Source organism: Streptomyces abikoensis (genome assembly GCF_014648775.1).
GTDB lineage: Bacteria > Actinomycetota > Actinomycetes > Streptomycetales > Streptomycetaceae > Streptomyces > Streptomyces abikoensis.
Genome location: NZ_BMRT01000010.1, coordinates 200,197 through 217,932 on the forward strand (window position 1 = coordinate 200,197; position 17,736 = coordinate 217,932).

Annotated in this window: 9 protein-coding genes; 6 read left to right on the plus strand and 3 right to left on the minus strand. The window is 75.3% G+C overall.

The window, feature by feature from the left end; translation table 11 throughout:
* Positions 1–2: 2 nt before the first annotated feature.
* Positions 3–1,112 (minus strand): DegT/DnrJ/EryC1/StrS family aminotransferase, encoded by a 1,110-nt coding sequence (locus IE096_RS27205; protein ID WP_189456097.1) that lies wholly within the window; start codon positions 1,110–1,112, stop codon positions 3–5.
* Positions 1,113–1,154: 42 nt separating this feature from the next.
* Positions 1,155–1,685, minus strand: coding sequence for a GNAT family N-acetyltransferase (locus tag IE096_RS27210; protein WP_189456099.1), 531 nt, complete (start codon positions 1,683–1,685; stop codon positions 1,155–1,157).
* 264 nt (positions 1,686–1,949) lie between these two features.
* Between IE096_RS27210 and IE096_RS27215 the strand changes: the two genes are divergently transcribed.
* The 5 genes from IE096_RS27215 to IE096_RS27235 are packed head-to-tail and all read left to right on the plus strand — an operon-like array spanning position 1,950 to position 15,069.
* Positions 1,950–2,273 carry a hypothetical protein gene (locus IE096_RS27215; RefSeq protein WP_189456101.1) on the plus strand — a complete coding sequence of 108 codons (324 nt, stop codon included), beginning with the start codon at positions 1,950–1,952 and terminating at the stop codon, positions 2,271–2,273.
* A gap of 6 nt (positions 2,274–2,279) precedes the next feature.
* On the plus strand, positions 2,280–2,501 hold the full coding sequence (locus IE096_RS27220) for an MbtH family protein (protein ID WP_189456103.1): 222 nt from the start codon (positions 2,280–2,282) through the stop codon (positions 2,499–2,501).
* A 58-nt stretch (positions 2,502–2,559) separates the two neighbouring features.
* A complete protein-coding gene (locus tag IE096_RS27225) occupies positions 2,560–7,629 on the plus strand; it encodes a non-ribosomal peptide synthetase (RefSeq protein WP_189456104.1) in 5,070 nt (1,689 codons plus the stop codon).
* Complete coding sequence (locus IE096_RS27230; protein ID WP_189456105.1) at positions 7,626–14,138, plus strand: non-ribosomal peptide synthetase; 6,513 nt, start codon at positions 7,626–7,628, stop codon at positions 14,136–14,138. Before IE096_RS27225 ends, IE096_RS27230 begins: the two co-directional genes overlap by 4 nt.
* A gap of 4 nt (positions 14,139–14,142) precedes the next feature.
* A complete protein-coding gene (locus IE096_RS27235; protein WP_189456106.1) occupies positions 14,143–15,069 on the plus strand; it encodes an ornithine carbamoyltransferase in 927 nt (308 codons plus the stop codon).
* A gap of 159 nt (positions 15,070–15,228) precedes the next feature.
* Here IE096_RS27235 and IE096_RS27240 read toward each other — a convergent pair whose 3' ends face one another.
* On the minus strand, positions 15,229–16,209 hold the full coding sequence (locus IE096_RS27240; protein WP_189456107.1) for a TauD/TfdA family dioxygenase: 981 nt from the start codon (positions 16,207–16,209) through the stop codon (positions 15,229–15,231).
* Between the two features lie 283 nt (positions 16,210–16,492).
* Here IE096_RS27240 and IE096_RS27245 point away from each other — a divergent pair, with 283 nt between their 5' ends.
* Positions 16,493–17,722, plus strand: a complete 1,230-nt coding sequence (locus IE096_RS27245; protein ID WP_189456108.1) for a class I SAM-dependent methyltransferase — start codon at positions 16,493–16,495, stop codon at positions 17,720–17,722.
* Positions 17,723–17,736: the final 14 nt, after the last annotated feature.

The window sequence follows — 17,736 nt, forward strand, 5'->3', positions numbered from 1 at the left end:
GCTCAGAGCCTTCCCGCCACGTCGAGCACCTTCTCGATGACCCGCTCCTGCTCCGCCTCGGACAGGGAGGCGTACATGGGCAGCGAGAAGATCTCCTTGGCGACCCGACTGGTCACCGGCAGGTCGTCCGGGGCGTAGCCCAGATAGGCGAAGCCCTCCTGCTCGTGCACCGGCCAGGGGTAGCTGATGTTCAGGTGGATGTCGTGGGCCTTGAGGGCCTCGATCAGCTCGTCCCGGCGCGGGTGGCGCACCACGTAGACGTAGTACACGTGGTCGTTGCCCGGCGCGAGCTTCGGCGTGACGATGCCGGTGCCCGCGAACGCCTCGGCGTAGCGGGCCGCGATGGCGCGGCGGCGCTCGATGTAGCCGTCGAGGCGGGTCAGCTTGCGGCGGAGGATCTCCGCCTGCACCTCGTCGAGCCGGCTGTTGTACCCCGGGGTCTCGACGACGTAGTAGCGGTCCTCCATGCCGTAGAAGCGCAGCCGGCGCAGCCGGGCGTCGACGGCCGGGTCGTCGCTGACCGTCGCGCCGCCGTCGCCGTAGGCGCCCAGCACCTTGGTCGGGTAGAAGGAGAACGCGGCGGCGTCGCCCATCGAGCCGGCGATCCGGCCGTGGTGCCGGGCGCCGTGGGCCTGCGCGCAGTCCTCCAGGACGACCAGGCCGTGCTCGGCGGCCAGCGCCTTCAGCGGGGCCATGTCGACGCACTGGCCGTAGAGGTGCACCGGCAGCAGGCAGCGGGTGCGCGGGGTGATGGCGGCGGCGACCTGGCCGACGTCCATCAGATAGGTGTCGGGGTCGATGTCGACGAACACCGGGACGGCGCCCACGGCGTTGATCGCGATGACGGTGGGCGCGGCCGTGTTGGAGACCGTGATCACCTCGTCGCCCGGCCCGATCCCGAGGGCGCGCAGGCCGAGCACGATGGCGTTCGTGCCGTTGTCGACGCCGACGCAGTGCGCCACGCCGTTGTACGCGGCGAACTCCTCCTCGAACGAGCGGACGCTCTTGCCGAGCACCAGCTGGCCCGAGCCGAACACCGTGTCCACCGCGTCGAGAATGTCCGCGCGTTCCTTCTCGTACTCCGGCAAGTATCCCCATACGTGCTGGGTCATCGCGGCACCTCCAACTGGATTGCTGTCAGGACAGGAAAGGGTTCAGACGATCTGCTCGAGGAGTTCCACACCGTGGGTGTTCCAGTCCGTACGGTGGACGGCGAGGACGTGGACGTCCCACAGCCGGCCGTGGAAATAGGTGTGGTCGGGCAGGACGGCCTCGGGGCGGAGGAGGGAGGCGTGCTCCGCGCCGAAGCCGATGCCGGTGGTGTCCGGCGAGGTCCGGTGAATGTACACCTTCCGTACCCGCCACATCGCGAAGGCGAAATTGACGGTCAGCGCGTGGACGTCGCCGCTGAACTCGCCCGCGTCACCGGCGAGATGGACCTCCAGGCGCATGTGGCCGGCCGGGGTGGGGGCCGAGAGCGTGCTCAGGCCGACGACCTCGCCGGTGTCCACGCGGTGGACGAGGAAGCAGGCCGAGAGACCCTGCCCGAAGGTCTTCGCGTAGGAGTCCAGCACGGGCAGCCCGGCGGTGCCCAGCCGGAAGAGGATCCCATAGGCCGCCGCCGCGTCCCCGGCGCCCGCCGGCCGCAATTCGACACGACCGGTCCCGGTGTGCGGGAAAAGCATTGTCACCTGCCCCTTCGACTGTGGTGGCGCGCAGGCCGATTACCCGCCATGAATCCCTGAATTCGTACCCGCCCCGGAATGCCGGGGGCAATGCGCCGGGCGGAACGAGCGGCCCGGCGGTGTCTCGCCGGCGGGACGCCGGGAATGCCGCAACACCGTTTCCGGCGCCCGCCATTGCCCTCGCCGGAAACGGCTGACTACGGTCGGTCCCCACCACGGCGGACTGATTGCGCCGCCCTGTCCGAGGAGCGTTGGCGAAAAGTTATGCTGGACAATGAGACCGGAACCGGCGACAACCCGTCGATCGTCGAGGAATTCACCGAGGTGATCCGCCGCACGGCCGTCACCATCTGCGCGGAGCAGCCGGACGTCCCCGAGCCCAAGGAGCTGGGCGACCTCGACTCCTTCTCCATGGTGCAGGTCCTGCTCGACCTGGAGAACGAGCTCGGCATGAAGGTGCTGGAGGAGCTGGAAGGCTTCGACGGGGGCACGTTCCACGAGGTCGCCGAGCACATCGCCGGGATCGCCGAACGCGACGGCACGTCCGCCGAGTTCACGGCGACCGTCCGGCGCATCGTGAACGGCTAGCAGGCCATGGACGAGCCGAACAGCACCCCGGACCACCGCTACCGCGTGGTCCTCAACGACGAGGAACAGTACTCGATCTGGTGGGCCGACCGGCCGCTGCCGGACGGCTGGCGCGCGGAGGGGACCGAGGGCACCCGTGAGGAGTGCCTGGCGCGCGTCGACGCGGTGTGGACCGACATGCGCCCGCTGAGCCTGCGCCTCCGCATGGCGGAGGCGGCCGCCGGCTGAGCCGCCGCCGGTTCCTCCCCACCCGCCGCCGACCAGGCGCCCCCGCGAAGGAGCATCCGTGAACGACCGGACCCCGCCCGCCGCACCGGACTCCTTCCGGCCGCTGCCCGAGCTGATCGCCGCGCGGGCCGCGGCGACGCCGGACGCGATCGCGGTCGACGCCGTCCAGGCCGGCGGGACCACCCTCACCTACCGGGCGCTGGAGCTCCGTGCCAACCGGCTCGCGCACCGGCTGGTGGCGCTGGGCGCCGGCCCGCACGCCTTCGTCGGAGTGTGCCTGCGGCGGGGCGACGACCTGGTCACCGCCCTGCTGGCGGTGTGGAAGGCGGGCGCCGCGTACGTTCCCCTGGACCCGGACCACCCCGCCGAACGGCTCTCCTGGGCCCTCGCCGACACCGGCGCCCCGATCGTGCTCACCGAGCGCGCCGCCGTACCGTCGCTCCCCACCGGCACCACCGCCCGGGTGCTGGTCCTCGACGAGCCCGACGGGCACGACGGGCACGACGCCGCCGGTGAGGCCGCGCCCGAGGTGCCCGGCGGCCCGGCGGAGGCCGCGCGCCGTCCGGCGTACGTGCTCCACACCTCCGGCTCCACCGGCCGCCCCAAGGGCGTCGTCGTCCCGCACGCCGGCATCGCCAACCGGGTGCGCTGGCTGGCCGAACGGCACGGGCTCGGCCCGGCCGACCGGATCCTGCAGAAGACCACCATCGGCTTCGACGCGGCCGGGCTGGAACTCTTCGCCCCGCTGATCAGCGGCGGCACGGTCGTCCTCGCCCCGCACGGCGCCGAGCGCGACCCGGCGGCGATGCTGGCCGCGGCCGCCACGGGCCGGGTCACCGTCCTCCAGGCCGTGCCCTCGGTGCTGCGCTCCCTGGTGACCGCCCCCGGCTGGGCCGGCTGCGACGCCCTGCGGCTCGTCTTCAGCGCGGGCGAGCCCCTCCACGCGGAGCTCTGCCACCAGGTGCTCGCGCGCGTGCCGCAGGTGGAGATCTGGAACACCTACGGCCCCACCGAGTGCTCGGTGGACATCACCGAGCACCGCTTCGACCCCGCCCAGACCGCCGGGCCCGTGCCCATCGGCCGGCCCATCGGCGGCATGCGCGCGCTGGTCCTGGACCCCCACGGCCGGCCCGTCCCCCCGGGCGCGGAAGGCGAGTTGTACGCGGGCGGGGCCGGAGTCGCCTCCGGCTACCTCGGCCGCCCCGGCCTGACGGCCGAACGCTTCGTCCCCGACCCCGACGGCCCGCCCGGCGCCCGGCTCTACCGCACCGGCGACCTCGTGCGGTGGACCGACGCCGGTGTCCTCGCGTACCTGGGCCGGATCGACCAGCAGATCAAGGTCAACGGCGTCCGTATCGAGCCCGGCGAGGTCGAGGCCGCCCTCGGCGCCCACCCCGCCGTGGCCGCCGCCGTCGTCGGCGCGGCCCCGGACGGCCGGGGCGGCACCCGGCTCGTGGCCTGGGTGCAGCCGGCCGGTGCCGCGCCCGCCCCCCACGAGCTGCGCGCCTTCCTGCGCCGCACCCTGCCGGACCCCATGGTCCCGGCCCTGTTCACGACCGTCGCCGCCTTCCCCCGGACGGCCAGCGGCAAGACCGACCGGGCCGCCCTGCCCGCCCCGGACGCGGGCCGCGCCGACGGCCCGCCGCACGTCGCCCCGCGCACCGCCGCCGAGCACGCCGTGGCCGGTGCCTGGGCGGACGTCCTCGGCGTGCCCGCCGCGACCGTCGGCGTCCACGACGACTTCTTCCAGCGCGGCGGCTCCTCCCTGCTGCTCACCCAGCTCGCCGGGCGGCTCGCCGACCGCACGGGACGGCGGATCGACCTGCGCGCCCTGTTCACGGCCACCACGGCCGAGGCCCAGGCCGCCCTCCTCGGCGAGGGGAGCGTCGAGGAGAACACCGAGAGCACCGGGGACGCCGTCGTGCCCGTGCCCCGCGACGGGGCGCTGCCCCTGTCGTACGGCCAGCGCGGGCTGTGGCTGCTGGAGCAGTTGCGGCCCGGCAGCCCCGAGTGGGCCGAGCTGCTGTGGATCCGGCTGCCCGGCGACTGGTCCGAGGACACCGTGCGCACCGCCCTCGCCGGGCTCCAGGAGCGCCACGAGATCCTGCGCACCCGCTACGAGGCGCGCGGCGACGGACCCGTCCAGATCGTGGAGCGGCCCGGCCCGCCCGTCGGGCTCCGCACCGCCGAGGCCGCCGACGACGCGGCTGTCCGCGCGCTGGCCGCGGGCGAGCTCGCGCACGGCTTCGACCTGGAGCACGGGCCGGTGTGGCGGGCGCTGCTGCTGCGGACGCCCGACGGCGGACAGGTCCTGCTGCTGGGCGTCCACCACATCGCCTGCGACGGCTGGACCTCGGTCGTCCTGGAGCGCGACGTCCGCGCCCTGGGCGAGGCCGCCCACACCGGTGGCGCGCCCCGGCTGCCGGAGCTCCCCGTCCAGTACGCCGACCACGCCGCCTGGCAGCGCCGGCGCCTCGACGCGGACGTGCTCGACCGCGAACTCGCTTACTGGCGCGACGCGTTGAAGGGCGCCGAGCCCCTGGAGGCGCCCACGGACCGGCCCCGACCGCAGGTGCGCGACGGGCGGGGCGCCCTCCACACCTTCACCGTCCCCGCCGAGCTCGCCCAGCGCGTCGCCGCCCTCGGCGCGTCCGCCGGGGCGAACCTCCACCAGACGCTGCTCACCGCGTTCCTCACCCTGCTGGGCCGGCTGACCGGCCGGGACGACGTCGTCGTCGGCATGCCCGTCGCGGGCCGCCACCGGCCCGAAGTCACCGACGTGGCGGGCTACTTCCTCAACACGCTCGTCCTGCGCGGCCAGCTGGACACCGGCCGGGACGTGCGCGACGCGCTCGCCTCCGTCCGCGACGCCGTGCTGGACGCCCTCGCCCACCAGGAACTGCCCTTCGACCACCTGGTGCGCGAGCTGCTGCCCGGCCGCGACCTGTCCCGCACCCCGCTCTACCAGGTGATGTTCGACTTCCACGAGGAAGGACGCACCGGCACCGCCCTGCCCCCCGGCGACCTCGACGCCTTCCGCGACGCCTGGCGCTCCGCCCGCACCGACCTCACGTTCGTCGTCCACCGCCAGGCCGACGGCAGCCTCCTGGGCATGGCCGAGTACGCCACCGCCCTGTACGACACGGCCACCGTCGAACGCCTCGCCGCCTGCTGGGTCGAGCTCCTCACCTCCTTCGTCACCGACCCGGCCGCGCCCCTGGCCGAGGCCGAGGCACTGCCCGCCGCCGAGCGCGAGCGGCTGCTGGCGCTCGGCGCGGCCGACCCGGCGGCGTGGGACGAGCCCGACGGCTGTGTCCACGCCGCGTTCGAGGAGACCGCGCGCAGTCGCCCCGAGGCCGTCGCCGTCGTCTGCGGCGACGAACAGTGGACGTACGCCCGCCTGAAGGACCGCGCCGACCGGTTCGCCCGCCACCTGGCCGCCCTGGGCGCGGGCCCGGAGACCACGGTCGCCGTCCTCCTCCCCCGCAGCCCCGACCTCGTCGCCTGTCTGCTGGGCGTCTGGCGGGCCGGCGCCGCCTACGTCCCCCTGGACGCGGAGGCCCCCGACGAGCGCCTCGCCCACGCGCTGGCCGACTCGGCCGCCCGGGTGCTGGTCACCGACGCCGCCGGCGCCCGCCGCCTCGCCGCCCGCCACGCCGGGCCCGTCCTCGCCGTCGACGATCCCGCGCTGCCGGACCCCGCGCCGTACGAGCCGCCGGCCGCCGGGCACGACCCCGCCCGGCTCGCCTACGTCATCTACACCTCCGGCTCCACCGGCCGCCCCAAGGGCGTCGCCGTCGAGCACCGCGCGCTGCTGCGCCTGCTGCGCGCCTCCCGCGACCACCTGGACTTCGGGCGCGGGCCGGACGACGCCTGGCTCGCCCTCGCCCCGGCCACCTTCGACATCTCCTTCACCGAGCTGGTGATGCCCCTGGTCACGGGCGGCCGGGTGGTCCTCGTCCGCGACCACGAGACGGCCGACCCGGCCGCCCTCCTCGACCTGATCGACCGCACGGGCGTCACCCACCTCCAGGCCGTCTTCCCGCAGTGGCGGATGCTCCTCGACCACGGCCTCGGCCGACGCCAGCTCATCGGCCAGACCGGCGGGGAACCCTGCCCGCCCGACCTCGCGCGCGAACTGGCCCGCACGCTCAAGCGGTTCGTCAACGAGTACGGCCTCACCGAGACCACCATCGCCGCCACCCGCTGGGAGATCCCCGACACCGCCACCGTCGTGCCCATCGGCCGCCCGTACGCGCACGCCGCCGCGCACGTCCTCGACGCGCTGCTGCGACCCGTCCCCCCGGGCGCCACCGGCGAGCTGTACATCGGCGGCACGGCCCTGGCCCGCGGCTACACCGGCGCCCCCGCCCGCACGGCCGAGCGCTTCCTGCCCGACCCGTGCGGCCCGCCCGGCGCCCGGCTCTACCGCACCGGCGACCTGGCCCGCGTCCTGCCCGACGGCACCCTGCTGTTCACCGGGCGCGCCGACGGCCAGGTGCGGATCCGGGGCCGGCGCGTCGAGACCGGCGAGGTGCGGGCCGTCCTGGCCGAGCACCCCGGAGTGGGCGAGGCCGTGGTCGTCGCCCACGGCACCGGCGACGACGCCCGGCTCGTCGCCTACTGCGTGCCCGCCGGAGGCGAACTCCCGCCCACCGGCGAACTGCTGGCCCACTGCGCCCGGTTGCTGCCCGACCACATGCTGCCCACCCTCGTCGTCCCCCTCGCGGCCCTGCCGCTGACCCGGCACCACAAGGTCGACCTCGCCGCGCTGCCCGCCCCCGACCTCACCGCGGCGGCCGACGACGAGCCGTACGCCCCGCCCGAGGGCCCGCTCCAGGAGACCGTCGCCCGGATCTGGCGCGAGGTGCTCACCGGTCCCGACGGGCGCGCCCCGCGCGTCGGCGCCCACCACCGGTTCTTCCGGCTGGGCGGGGACTCGGTCCGGGCCGCCCGCGTCATCGCCCTCCTCCACGAGGAATACGACATCAAGCTGCCGCTGCGCGCCCTCTTCGACCGGCCCACCGTCGCCGGGCTCGCCGAGGCCGTCGAAGAGGCCGTACGCGCCGAGATCGCGTCCTTGACCGATGCCGAACTGGCCGCCGCCCACAGGGAGTACCACCCGTGACCGACCCCGCACCGACTCCCCGACAGGACGCCACGGCCGACGCGCTGCGCGCGGAACTGCTGCGCCGCCGCCTGGCCGGAGCCGCGCCCCGCGCCCGCCGGGACGGCCTCCGGCGGGTCCCCCGCGACACCCCGCTCGCCCTGTCCCCCGGCCAGCGCCAGCTGTGGTTCCTCCACCAGCTCGACCCGGACGCCCCCGACTACCTGCTGCCGCTGGCCCACCGGCTGCGCGGCCCGCTGGACGCGGACGCCCTGCGCGCCGCCTTCGACGCGCTCGCCGCCCGCCACGAGATCCTCCGCACCCGCTACGTCCTCGACGGCACCGAGCCGCGCCAGATCGTCGACGCCCCCGCCCCGGTGGACTTCGCCCTGCGCGCGCACGAGGGACTCACCGACGCCGAACGCGACGCGGAGGCCGCCCGGTTCGCCGACGAGCAGGCGCAGGTCCCCTTCGACCTGGCGACGCGGGCGCCGCTGCGGGTGCGGCTGGTCCGCTTCGCCGCCGACGACCACCTCCTCGTCGTCGTCCTCCACCACATCGCCTGCGACGCCCCCACCCGCGCCCTGCTGCTCACCGAGCTGTCCGAGCTCCACCGCGCCCACATGGAGGGCCGCCCGGCCGCGCTCGCCCCCGAACCCACGCAGTACGCCGACTACGCCGCCTGGCTGGGCGACCGGCAGGACGGCCCCGACGTGCGCGGCGACCTCGACTGGTGGCGGCGCGAACTGGCCGGGCTCGCCCCCCTCGGCCTGCCCACCGACCGGCCGCGCCCGGCCGTCCGCTCCTGGGAAGGCGCCGCCGAGCCGTTCACCGTGCCCGCCCCCGTCGCCGCGCGGCTGCGCGCCCTCGCCGAGCGGCACGGCGCGTCCCCGTTCATCGTGCTGCTCACCGCCTTCCAGGCGCTGCTCTCCCGCCACACCGGCAGCCGGGACATCGCCGTCGGCACCGCCGTGTCCGCGCGCACCCGCCCCGAGCTCGCCGGCATGGCCGGCTACGCCTACAACAGCCTGGCCCTGCGCGCCCGGTGGAAGGGCGACCCCGCCTTCGACCGGCTGCTGGAACGGAACCGCGACACGGTCCTCGCCGCCTTCGACCACCGGTCCGCGCCCTTCGACCGGCTCGCCGACGCGCTGGAGCCCGAGCGCGACCTGTCCACCACGCCCGTCTTCCAGGTGATGTTCGACCTGGTGCGGGCGGACGAGGCCGACCCCCTCGACCTGCCGGACGTCACCGCGACGCCCGTCGCCGTGCCCACCCGCACCGCCCGCTTCGACCTCACCGTCCACCTGGAGGAGCGGCCCGACGGCGGCCTCGACGGCTCGCTCGAGTACGCCACCGCGCTCTTCGACCCGACGACGGCCCGCAGGCTGACCGGGCAGTACACCCGGCTGCTGGCCGCGGCCGCCGAAGCCCCCGGCACCCGCCTCTCCGGCCTGGAGATCTTCGACGCGGCCGAACGCGCCCTGCTGCTCGACGGCCCCCGGGAGCCCCTGGGCACGAACGCGCCGCTCGACCTCGAAGCGCTGCGGCCCGTCCACGAGACCATCACCCGGCAGGCCACCGCCACGCCCGACGCGACCGCCGTCGTCCACGGCGGCCGCCGGATCGCCTACCGGGAGCTCGACGCGACGGCCAACCGCGTGGCCCACCGGCTGCGCGAGCTCGGCGCCGGGCCCGAGGACACCGTGGGCGTCCTCCTCGACCGCGGCCCGGAGCTGGTCGCCACCCTGCTGGGCGTCTGGCGGGCCGGCGCCGCCTATGTGCCGCTCGACCCCGGATACCCGGACGAGCGGCTGGCGTTCATGCTCGCCGACACCGCCACCCGGCTCGTCGTCACCGAACGGCGCCACACCGGCCGCTTCACCGGCGCCACCGCACGCCTCGTCGTCCTCGACGAGCCCGCCGAACGGGCGGCGCTCGACGCCTGCCCGGCCACGCCCCCGGCCCCGCCGGCCGGCGGATACGACATCGACCACCTCGCCTACGTCATCTACACCTCCGGCTCCACCGGCCGTCCCAAGGGCGTCCTCATCACCCACCGGGGCCTGGCGAACTACCTGGGCTGGACCGCCGACGCCTACGCCACGGCGGGCACGGGCGGCGCCCCGCTGTTCTCCTCCGTCGCCTTCGACCTGGGCATGCCCGACCTCTACACCCCGCTGATGACCGGGCAGCCCGTCCATCTGCTCGACCAGGACTTCGAGATCGACGACCTCGGGAAGCTGCTGACCGAGGGCGCCCCCTACTCCTTCGTCAAACTCACCCCCGGCCATCTCGACCTGCTCTCCCAGCAGTTGACCGGCGAGGAGGTCGCCGGCCTGGCCGGCCTGGTGATCGCCGCCGGGGACTCCTTCACCAACCGGCTGGCCGAACGCTGGCTCAAGCACGCCACGCCCGCCGGGGCGCGGCTCGCCGCCGAGTACGGGCCCACCGAGATCACGGTCGGCAACTCCGCGTACTTCCTGGACGGCCCGCCGGACACCGAGCTCGTCTCCATCGGCCGGGCCATCCCCCACACCACCATGCGCGTCCTCGACGAGGAGCTGCGGCCCGTGCCCATCGGGGCCGTCGGCGAGGTGTGCGTCGGCGGCGTGGGCCTGGCGCGCGGCTACGCGGGCCGGGCGGCCCTGACCGCCGAACGGTTCCTGCCCGACCCCTACGGCCCGCCCGGCTCCCGGCTGTACCGCACCGGGGACCTCGCGCGCGTCCTGCCCGACGGCAACCTCGACTTCGTCTCCCGCGCCGACCACCAGGTCAAGCTGCGCGGCTACCGGATCGAGCCCGGCGAGATCGAGACCGCCCTGACCGGGGACCCGGCCGTCGCCGAGGCCGTCGCCCTCGTCCGCGAGGACACCCCCGGCGACAAGCGCCTGGTCGCCTACCTCGTGCCCGCGCCCGGCGCCGCCCTGCCCGCCCCGGCCGCCCTGCGCGAGCGCCTGGGCGAGCTGCTGCCCGAGTACATGGTCCCCTCCGCCTTCGTCACCCTCGACGCCCTTCCGCTGACCGCCAACGGCAAGCTCGACCGCAAGGCCCTGCCCGCCCCGGAGCGCGAGGCCACCGCCGTCGGCGAGCACGTCGCCCCACGCGACGACGCCGAGCACGCCATGGCGGCCGTCTGGTCCGAGGTCCTCGGCCTGGAGCGGGTCGGCGTCCACGACAACTTCTTCGACCTCGGCGGCGACTCCCTGCGGGCCGTGGCCCTCGCGGGCGCGCTCCGCGAGGCCGGCCGGCCGGTGGCGGTGCGCGACATCTTCGAGCACCGCACCGTGGCCCGGCTCTGCCGGGCGCTGGGCGAGGGCGCGGTGGCCGAGACCGAGGGCGTCCGGCCCGTCGCCCCGTTCGCGATGCTCACCGACGAGGAGCGGGCCGCGCTGCCCGCCGACGCCGTCGACGCCTACCCGCTCTCCCGCACCCAGGCCGGCATGTTCGTCGAGATGTACGGCGACAGCGGCCACAACCGCTACCACAACGTCACCTCCTTCCGGATCCGCGACAGCCGCCCCTTCGACCCCGCCGCCTTCCGCGCCGCCGCCGACCTCGTCGTCGCCCGGCACGAGGTGATGCGCACCTCCTTCCCGCTCGCCGAGGGCACCCGGCCCCTCCAGATCGTCCACGCGAGCGCCTCGATGCCCTGCCGGCACGAGGACCTCCGCCACCTGCCGCCCGAGCTGCGCTGGCCGGAGCTCGTCGCCTTCGCCGACCGCGACCGCGAGCGGCTCTTCGACGTCACCAAGGCCCCGCTGATGCGGATGGCCACCCACGTGCTCGACGACGACGGCTGGTGGCTGTCCATCACCGAATGCCACCCGGTCATCGAGGGCTGGAGCTACCACAACCAGCTGATGGAGCTCCTCCGCGCCTACGAGCGGCTGCGCGACGGCAAGGAGCCCGACCCGGCGCCGCCCGCGCCCGCCGTCCGCTACGCCGACTTCATCGCGGCCGAACTCCGCTCCCTCGCCGGCACCGAGGACCGCGCCCACTGGCACGACCTCATCGACCGCCACGAGAAGTTCCGGATCCCCGCCGCGTGGGCGGGCGACCCGGACGGGCCCGCCGAGCGGTACCGCATCGACATGCCGCTGACGGACCTGGAGCCCGGCCTGCGGGCCCTGGCCAGCGCCACCGGCGTGCCCTACAAGAGCGTCCTGCACGCCGCCCACAGCAAGGTCCTGTCCCTGCTCACCCGGCAGCACGCCTTCCGGGGCGGCATGGTGGCCGACGCCCGGCCCGAGGTGCGCGGCGCGGAGCGGGTCTCCGGCATGTACCTCAACTCGGTGCCGTTCCCGTACACGCGCGGCGCCCGCACCTGGGGCGAACTGGCCCGGGAGGTCTTCGCCGCCGAGGTCTCGCTGTGGCCGCACCGGCGCTTCCCGATGCCCGCGATGCGGCGCCCCGGCGGGGAGCACCACCTCGTCGACGTGCTCTTCCACTACCTGGACTTCCACCAGGTGGACACCGGTCTCGTCGACACCGCCGCCAGCCGGGACGACAGCCCCAACGAGTTCCCCGTCGTCGTCGGCACCCCGCTGCGCGGCCACCTCACCATCGCCTCGGACACCCGCACCCTGCGCCGCGACCGCGCCGCGCGCCTCTCCCGGCTCTACCTCGCGGTACTCGCCGACATGGCCGCGAACGGCCCGGACGGCGACGCGCGGGGCGGCTACCCGGAGGCGGGTGAACGCGGCGCCGCGCTGCCGACGACGGACGCCCCCACCTCTCCGGACGTCACCGACACCCTCGCCGCGTTCGAGGCGCGGGCCGCCCGCGTGCCCGACGCCACCGCGCTCGTCGCGGGGCCGCACCGGGTGACGTACGCCGAGCTCGACGCCCGCGCCGACCGGCTGGCCTGGCGGTTGCGGGAGCGGGGCGCCGGGCCGGAGACGCCCGTCGGGGTGCTCCTCGACCGGGGGCCGGACCTGGTCGTGGCCCTGCTCGCCGTCTGGAAGGCGGGCGCGGCCTACGTGCCCTGCGACCCGTGCGCGCCGGACGCCCGGGCGCGCGAGGTGTTCACCGGCGCGGGCTGCCGGCTCGTCGTCACCGAGGAGGCCCACGCCCAGCGCGTCCCCGCCGAACTCGCGCTCGTCGTGGACGCCCCGGACGAGGACCGGCCGTCCCCCGCCGGGCCGCCCCCGCGCACGGCCGACCCCGACCGGCTCGCGTACGTCCTCCACACCTCCGGCTCCACCGGCACCCCCAAGGGCGTCGCGGTCGGCCACCGGGCCCTCGCCCACTACCTGAGCTGGGCGACCCGCGCCTACCTCGGCGACCGGACCGGCGGCGCGCCCTTCTTCACCGCGATCGACGCCGACCTCGGCGTGCCCGCCCTGTTCGCCCCGCTGCTCAGCGGACAGCCGGTGCGGCTGCTGCCCCAGCGGTTCGGGCCGGAGGAGCTCGGCGGACTGCTGTCCGCCGGGGCGCCCTACGCCTTCGTGGGCATGACACCGGGCCACCTGTCCCTGCTCGCCGAGCAGCTCGACGACGAGCGGCTCGCCGGCCTGGCCGGCCTGCTGGTCTGCGCGGGCGACGCCTACCCCGCCGCCCTCGCGGAGCGGGTCGCCGCGCGCGTCGCGGCGGCCGGCGGGGGCATGGCGCTCACCGCCGAGTACGGGCCGACCGAGGCGACGGTCGCCGCGACCGCGCACCGCGTGAGCGGTCCGTCCGCCCGGCCGCTCGTGCCGCTCGGGACGCCCCTGCCGGGCACCGTGGTGCGGATCCTGGACGAGAACCTGGCCCCGGTGCCCGACGGCGTCGTCGGCGAGGTCCACCTCGGCGGGCCCGGCCTGGCCCGGGGCTACGCCGGACGGCCCGGCGAGACGGCCGCGCGCTTCGTGCCCGACCCCTGCGGCCCGCCCGGCTCCCGGCTGTACCGCACCGGGGACCTCGCCCGCGTCCTGCCCGGCGGGGAGCTCGAGTTCGCCGGGCGCGCCGACCGCCAGCTCAAGGTCCGGGGCCACCGCGTGGAGCCCGCCGAGGTGGAGGCGGCGCTCACCGCCGACCCCCGGGTGCGCGAGGCGCTCGTCGCAGGCGTCCCCGACGCCTCGGGCGGCCACCGGCTCACCGCCTGGGTCGTACCCGTCGCGGACGGGACGGCCCCGCCGACGGCCGACGCGCTGCGCGAGCGGCTGCGCGGCCTGCTGCCCGCCGCGCACGTGCCCGCCTCCTACCGGATCACGGCCGCGCTGCCCCTGACGGCGGGCGGCAAGTACGACCGCCGGGCAGATCGTCATGACGACGGCGCCGACCGTGCCACGACGGCCGCCACCGGCCCGTACACGGCCCCCCGCACCGCCACCGAGCGCCTGCTCGTGGAGGTGTGGCGGGAGGTCCTCGGCCTCGACCGGGTGGGCGTCCACGACCACTTCCGCGACCTGGGCGGCGACTCGCTACTCGTCCTGCCCATGCTGTCCGCCGCCCGGCGGGCCGGGCTCGCCCTCGACCCGGCCACCGCCCTGCGGCACCCCACGGTCGCGGCGCTCGCCGCCGCCCTCGACACCACCACGGAGAGCTGACCCCATGGCCTCACGTCCCGTGCGCCACCTGATCTCCCTCGACGACCTGACCGACGAGGACCTGCGCCACCTCATCGAGCGCGGCGCCGCGTTTTCCGCCGGAACAGCCGGCGCCGGCCGTCCGCTGGACGGCCTCGTCACCGGGATCTACTTCGCCAAGACCTCCACCCGCACCCGCACCGCCTTCTCCGCCGGAGCCCTCCGGCTGGGCGGCGGGGTCGTCACCTACGGGCCCGGCGACCTCCAGCTCAACACCGGCGAGACCAGCGAGGACACCGGCCGGGTGCTGTCCCGGATGCTCGACGTCCTCGTGGCCCGCACCGCCGGCGACCCGGCGGAGATGCGCGCCTGGGCCCGGCAGGGCGGCATGGCCGTCATCAACGCCATGAGCGCCGACGAGCACCCCACCCAGGCGCTCGCCGATCTCACCACGCTGCTGCGGCACTTCGGAGGCGTCGAGGGCCTGCGCGTCCTGTACGTGGGCGAGGGCAACAACACCGCCGCCGCCCTCGCGCTGGCCCTCTCCCGCTTCCCGGGCGTCGAGTTCGAGCTGCGCACCCCGCCCGGCTACGGGCTCACGGCGCCCGTCCTGGAGAAGGCGACGCGGCAGGCGGCCCGCTCCGGGGCCGTGCTGCGGGAGCTCCACACCATGGACGGGCTGCCCGGCGGCTTCGACGTCGTCTACACCACGCGCTGGCAGACGACCGGCACGTCCAAGCCGGACCCGCGCTGGCGCGACGTCTTCGCGCCGTTCCAGGTCCGCGCCGAGCTGTGGGAGGCCAGCCCGAAGGCGGTCTTCATGCACGACCTGCCGGCCCACCGGGGCGAGGAGGTCACGGCGGAGGTCCTCGACGGGCCGACGAGCATCGCCTTCGACCAGGCGGAGAACAAGATGCACAGCGCCATGGCCGTCCTGGAGTGGTGCCGGTAGTGCCCCGAAGGGGCGCGGGGCAGTATCGACATGCGGCTACCGCCGCGTGGCCGCGACCAGCCACGGCGCGCCTGCACGGAAAAGCGCGGGAGGGGGGTTGCCGGGCAGGTGAACTGCCCGGCAACGCCCCTCCCCCGGTACCGCCTCTGCGGCAGAGGCTCAGTTCAGAACGCTCCCGCCCGCCACCCGGTCCACCCGGGACCGGCGGTGGTCGGCGACGGCGTAGACGCGGTGGAGCCACCGGTCGGTGCCGTCGTAGCGCGGGGTGAACGAGGTGCGCCCGTGCACCGCGATCCGGTTGTCGACGACCGCGAGGTCACCCGCGGCGAGGGCGAGCGCGTGGGTGGTCCGCTCGAAGGCCCCGCGCAGCTCCTCCATCGCCCGTCCCGCCCCCTCGTCCAGCGGACGGGTGCTCGCGAAGTCGACCAGCACGTCGGGGTCCTCCGGCGCGCCCCGCAGGACCGCGTGGACCGGCGCGCCGTCCGCCCCGCCGAAGGACGGGGGCGCCTCGGTGAGGAAGCGCTCCTCGCCGAGCACCCGGCGGGCCTCCGGGGACAACAGAGGCAGCGCCCGGCGGACGGACGCGACGCACAGCCGGGCGTCACCGGTCGGGTCCTCGCGGACGCACAGCAGGCCCACGTAGTCGGGCCGGTTGCGGTGGAAGGCGTTCTCGGAGTGCATCTGCAGGCGCACCGAGCCGGCGTTGCTCTGGAGCCGCTCCTGCCCCGGCACCGGCACGACGTCCTGGACGAGGGCGCCGGACTTCTCGTCGCGGTAGGCGATCACCTCGCCGAGCTGGAGCATCACGGCGGTCATGGCCGCGGCCCCGAGCGTCGCGGTCCGCTGGACGGAGCCGGGGACCGTGGGCGTCGGGGGGAGGTCCGCCGCGACCGGCAGGCCGCGGATCAGCAGGACGCCCTCCGGGCCCGGGTCGTGCCGGAACTCGCGTATCTCGTCGAGCAGTTCGTGCGGCAGCCGGGCGGACGCGCCGCGCACCTCCCTGAGCCACTCGGCGCTGTCCACCCGGCCGGCCGCCGCGGTGAGGAGTCGGCCGGCGAGCGCGGCGACCTCCGCGCGCGGTCCGGCGTCGAGAACCACCGCCGTTCCGTCCAGAGGGCGAATGGAGCCTGTCTGTGTCATGGTCACTTGCCTTCTCACTGAAGCTGTGCGAGAGGAATGCCTGCGCTCGATTCCGCTCGAGTTCACGGACGCCCGGGACACAAAACGCTAGGCAGCGGCCGGCGTGGGGGTCAATTGCCGGGCCGGTTTATCGCACGGGGCGCGCCGTCAAGAGGCCCGGGGAATCGCCGCGTTGTCCCGCCGGCGAGACGAGGGCATTGTGCGCGCTTCCCGCCGGACCGCCGCTGGGGCAGACTCGCCGTATTCAGCGAATCGCCCGTCGGCCGCCCTTCCAGGAGCACGTATGTCGAGCACGATCCCATGCCGTATCTGCGCCGGACCGGTGCAGGAATTCTTCGACTTCGGCCGCCAGCCCCTGTCCGACGCGTTCCTGCCCGTCGACGCGGACTTCTCGCAGGAGTTCTTCTTCCGCCTCGCCGTCGGCGTGTGCGGCACCTGCGGCATGGTGCAGCTGACCGAGGAGGTCCCCCGGGACCGGATGTTCCACGAGGACTACCCGTACTTCTCCTCCGGCTCGGCCTACATGCGCGAGCACTTCGAGGGCCTGGCGAAGCGGCTGCTGACCACCGAGCTCTCCGGCGAGGACCCCTTCGTCGTCGAACTCGGCTGCAACGACGGCGTCATGCTGGGGACGCTGGCCGACTCGGGCGTCCGCCACCTGGGCGTCGAGCCGTCCGCGAGCGTCGCGGCCGTCGCCGCGGCGAAGGGCGTGCGCGTGCGCACCTCCTTCTTCGAGGAGGCCACGGCCCGCGAGATCCTCGCCGAGGACGGCCGGGCGGACGTGATCTACGCGGCCAACACCCTGTGCCACATCCCCTACATGGACTCGATCCTGGCGGGCGTGCGGGCGCTGCTGAAGCCGACCGGCGTGTTCGTCTTCGAGGACCCCTACCTGGGCGACATCGTCGAGCGGACCTCGTTCGACCAGATCTACGACGAGCATTTCTTCTTCTTCACCGCGTCCTCCGTGCGCGAGATGGCCGCCCGCAACGGCCTGGAGCTGGTCGACGTCGAGCGGCTGACCGTGCACGGCGGCGAGGTGCGCTACACCCTCGCCCCCGCCGGGGAGCGGCAGCCGTCCGAGGCCGTGGCCGCGCTCGTCGCCGAGGAGAAGGAGCGCAAGCTCTCCGACCTCACCACCCTGCGGGCCTTCGGCGAGAACGTCCTGAAGATCCGCGACGACCTGACCGCGCTGCTCACCCGGCTGCGCGCCGAGGGCAAGTCGGTCGTGGGCTACGGCGCCACGGCCAAGAGCGCGACGGTCACCAACCTCTGCGGCATCGGCCCGGAGCTCGTCCCGTTCGTCTGCGACACCACCCCCGCGAAGCAGGGGCGGCTGACCCCGGGCACCCACATCCCCGTGCGGACCCCGGACGCCTTCTCCGGCGACTACCCGGACTACGCGCTGCTCTTCGCGTGGAACCACGCCGAGGAAATCATGGCCAACGAGCAGGAGTTCCGTGCCGCCGGCGGCAAGTGGATCCTCTATGTGCCCGAGGTCAAGGTCGTCTGATCCGGGCGCCGGAC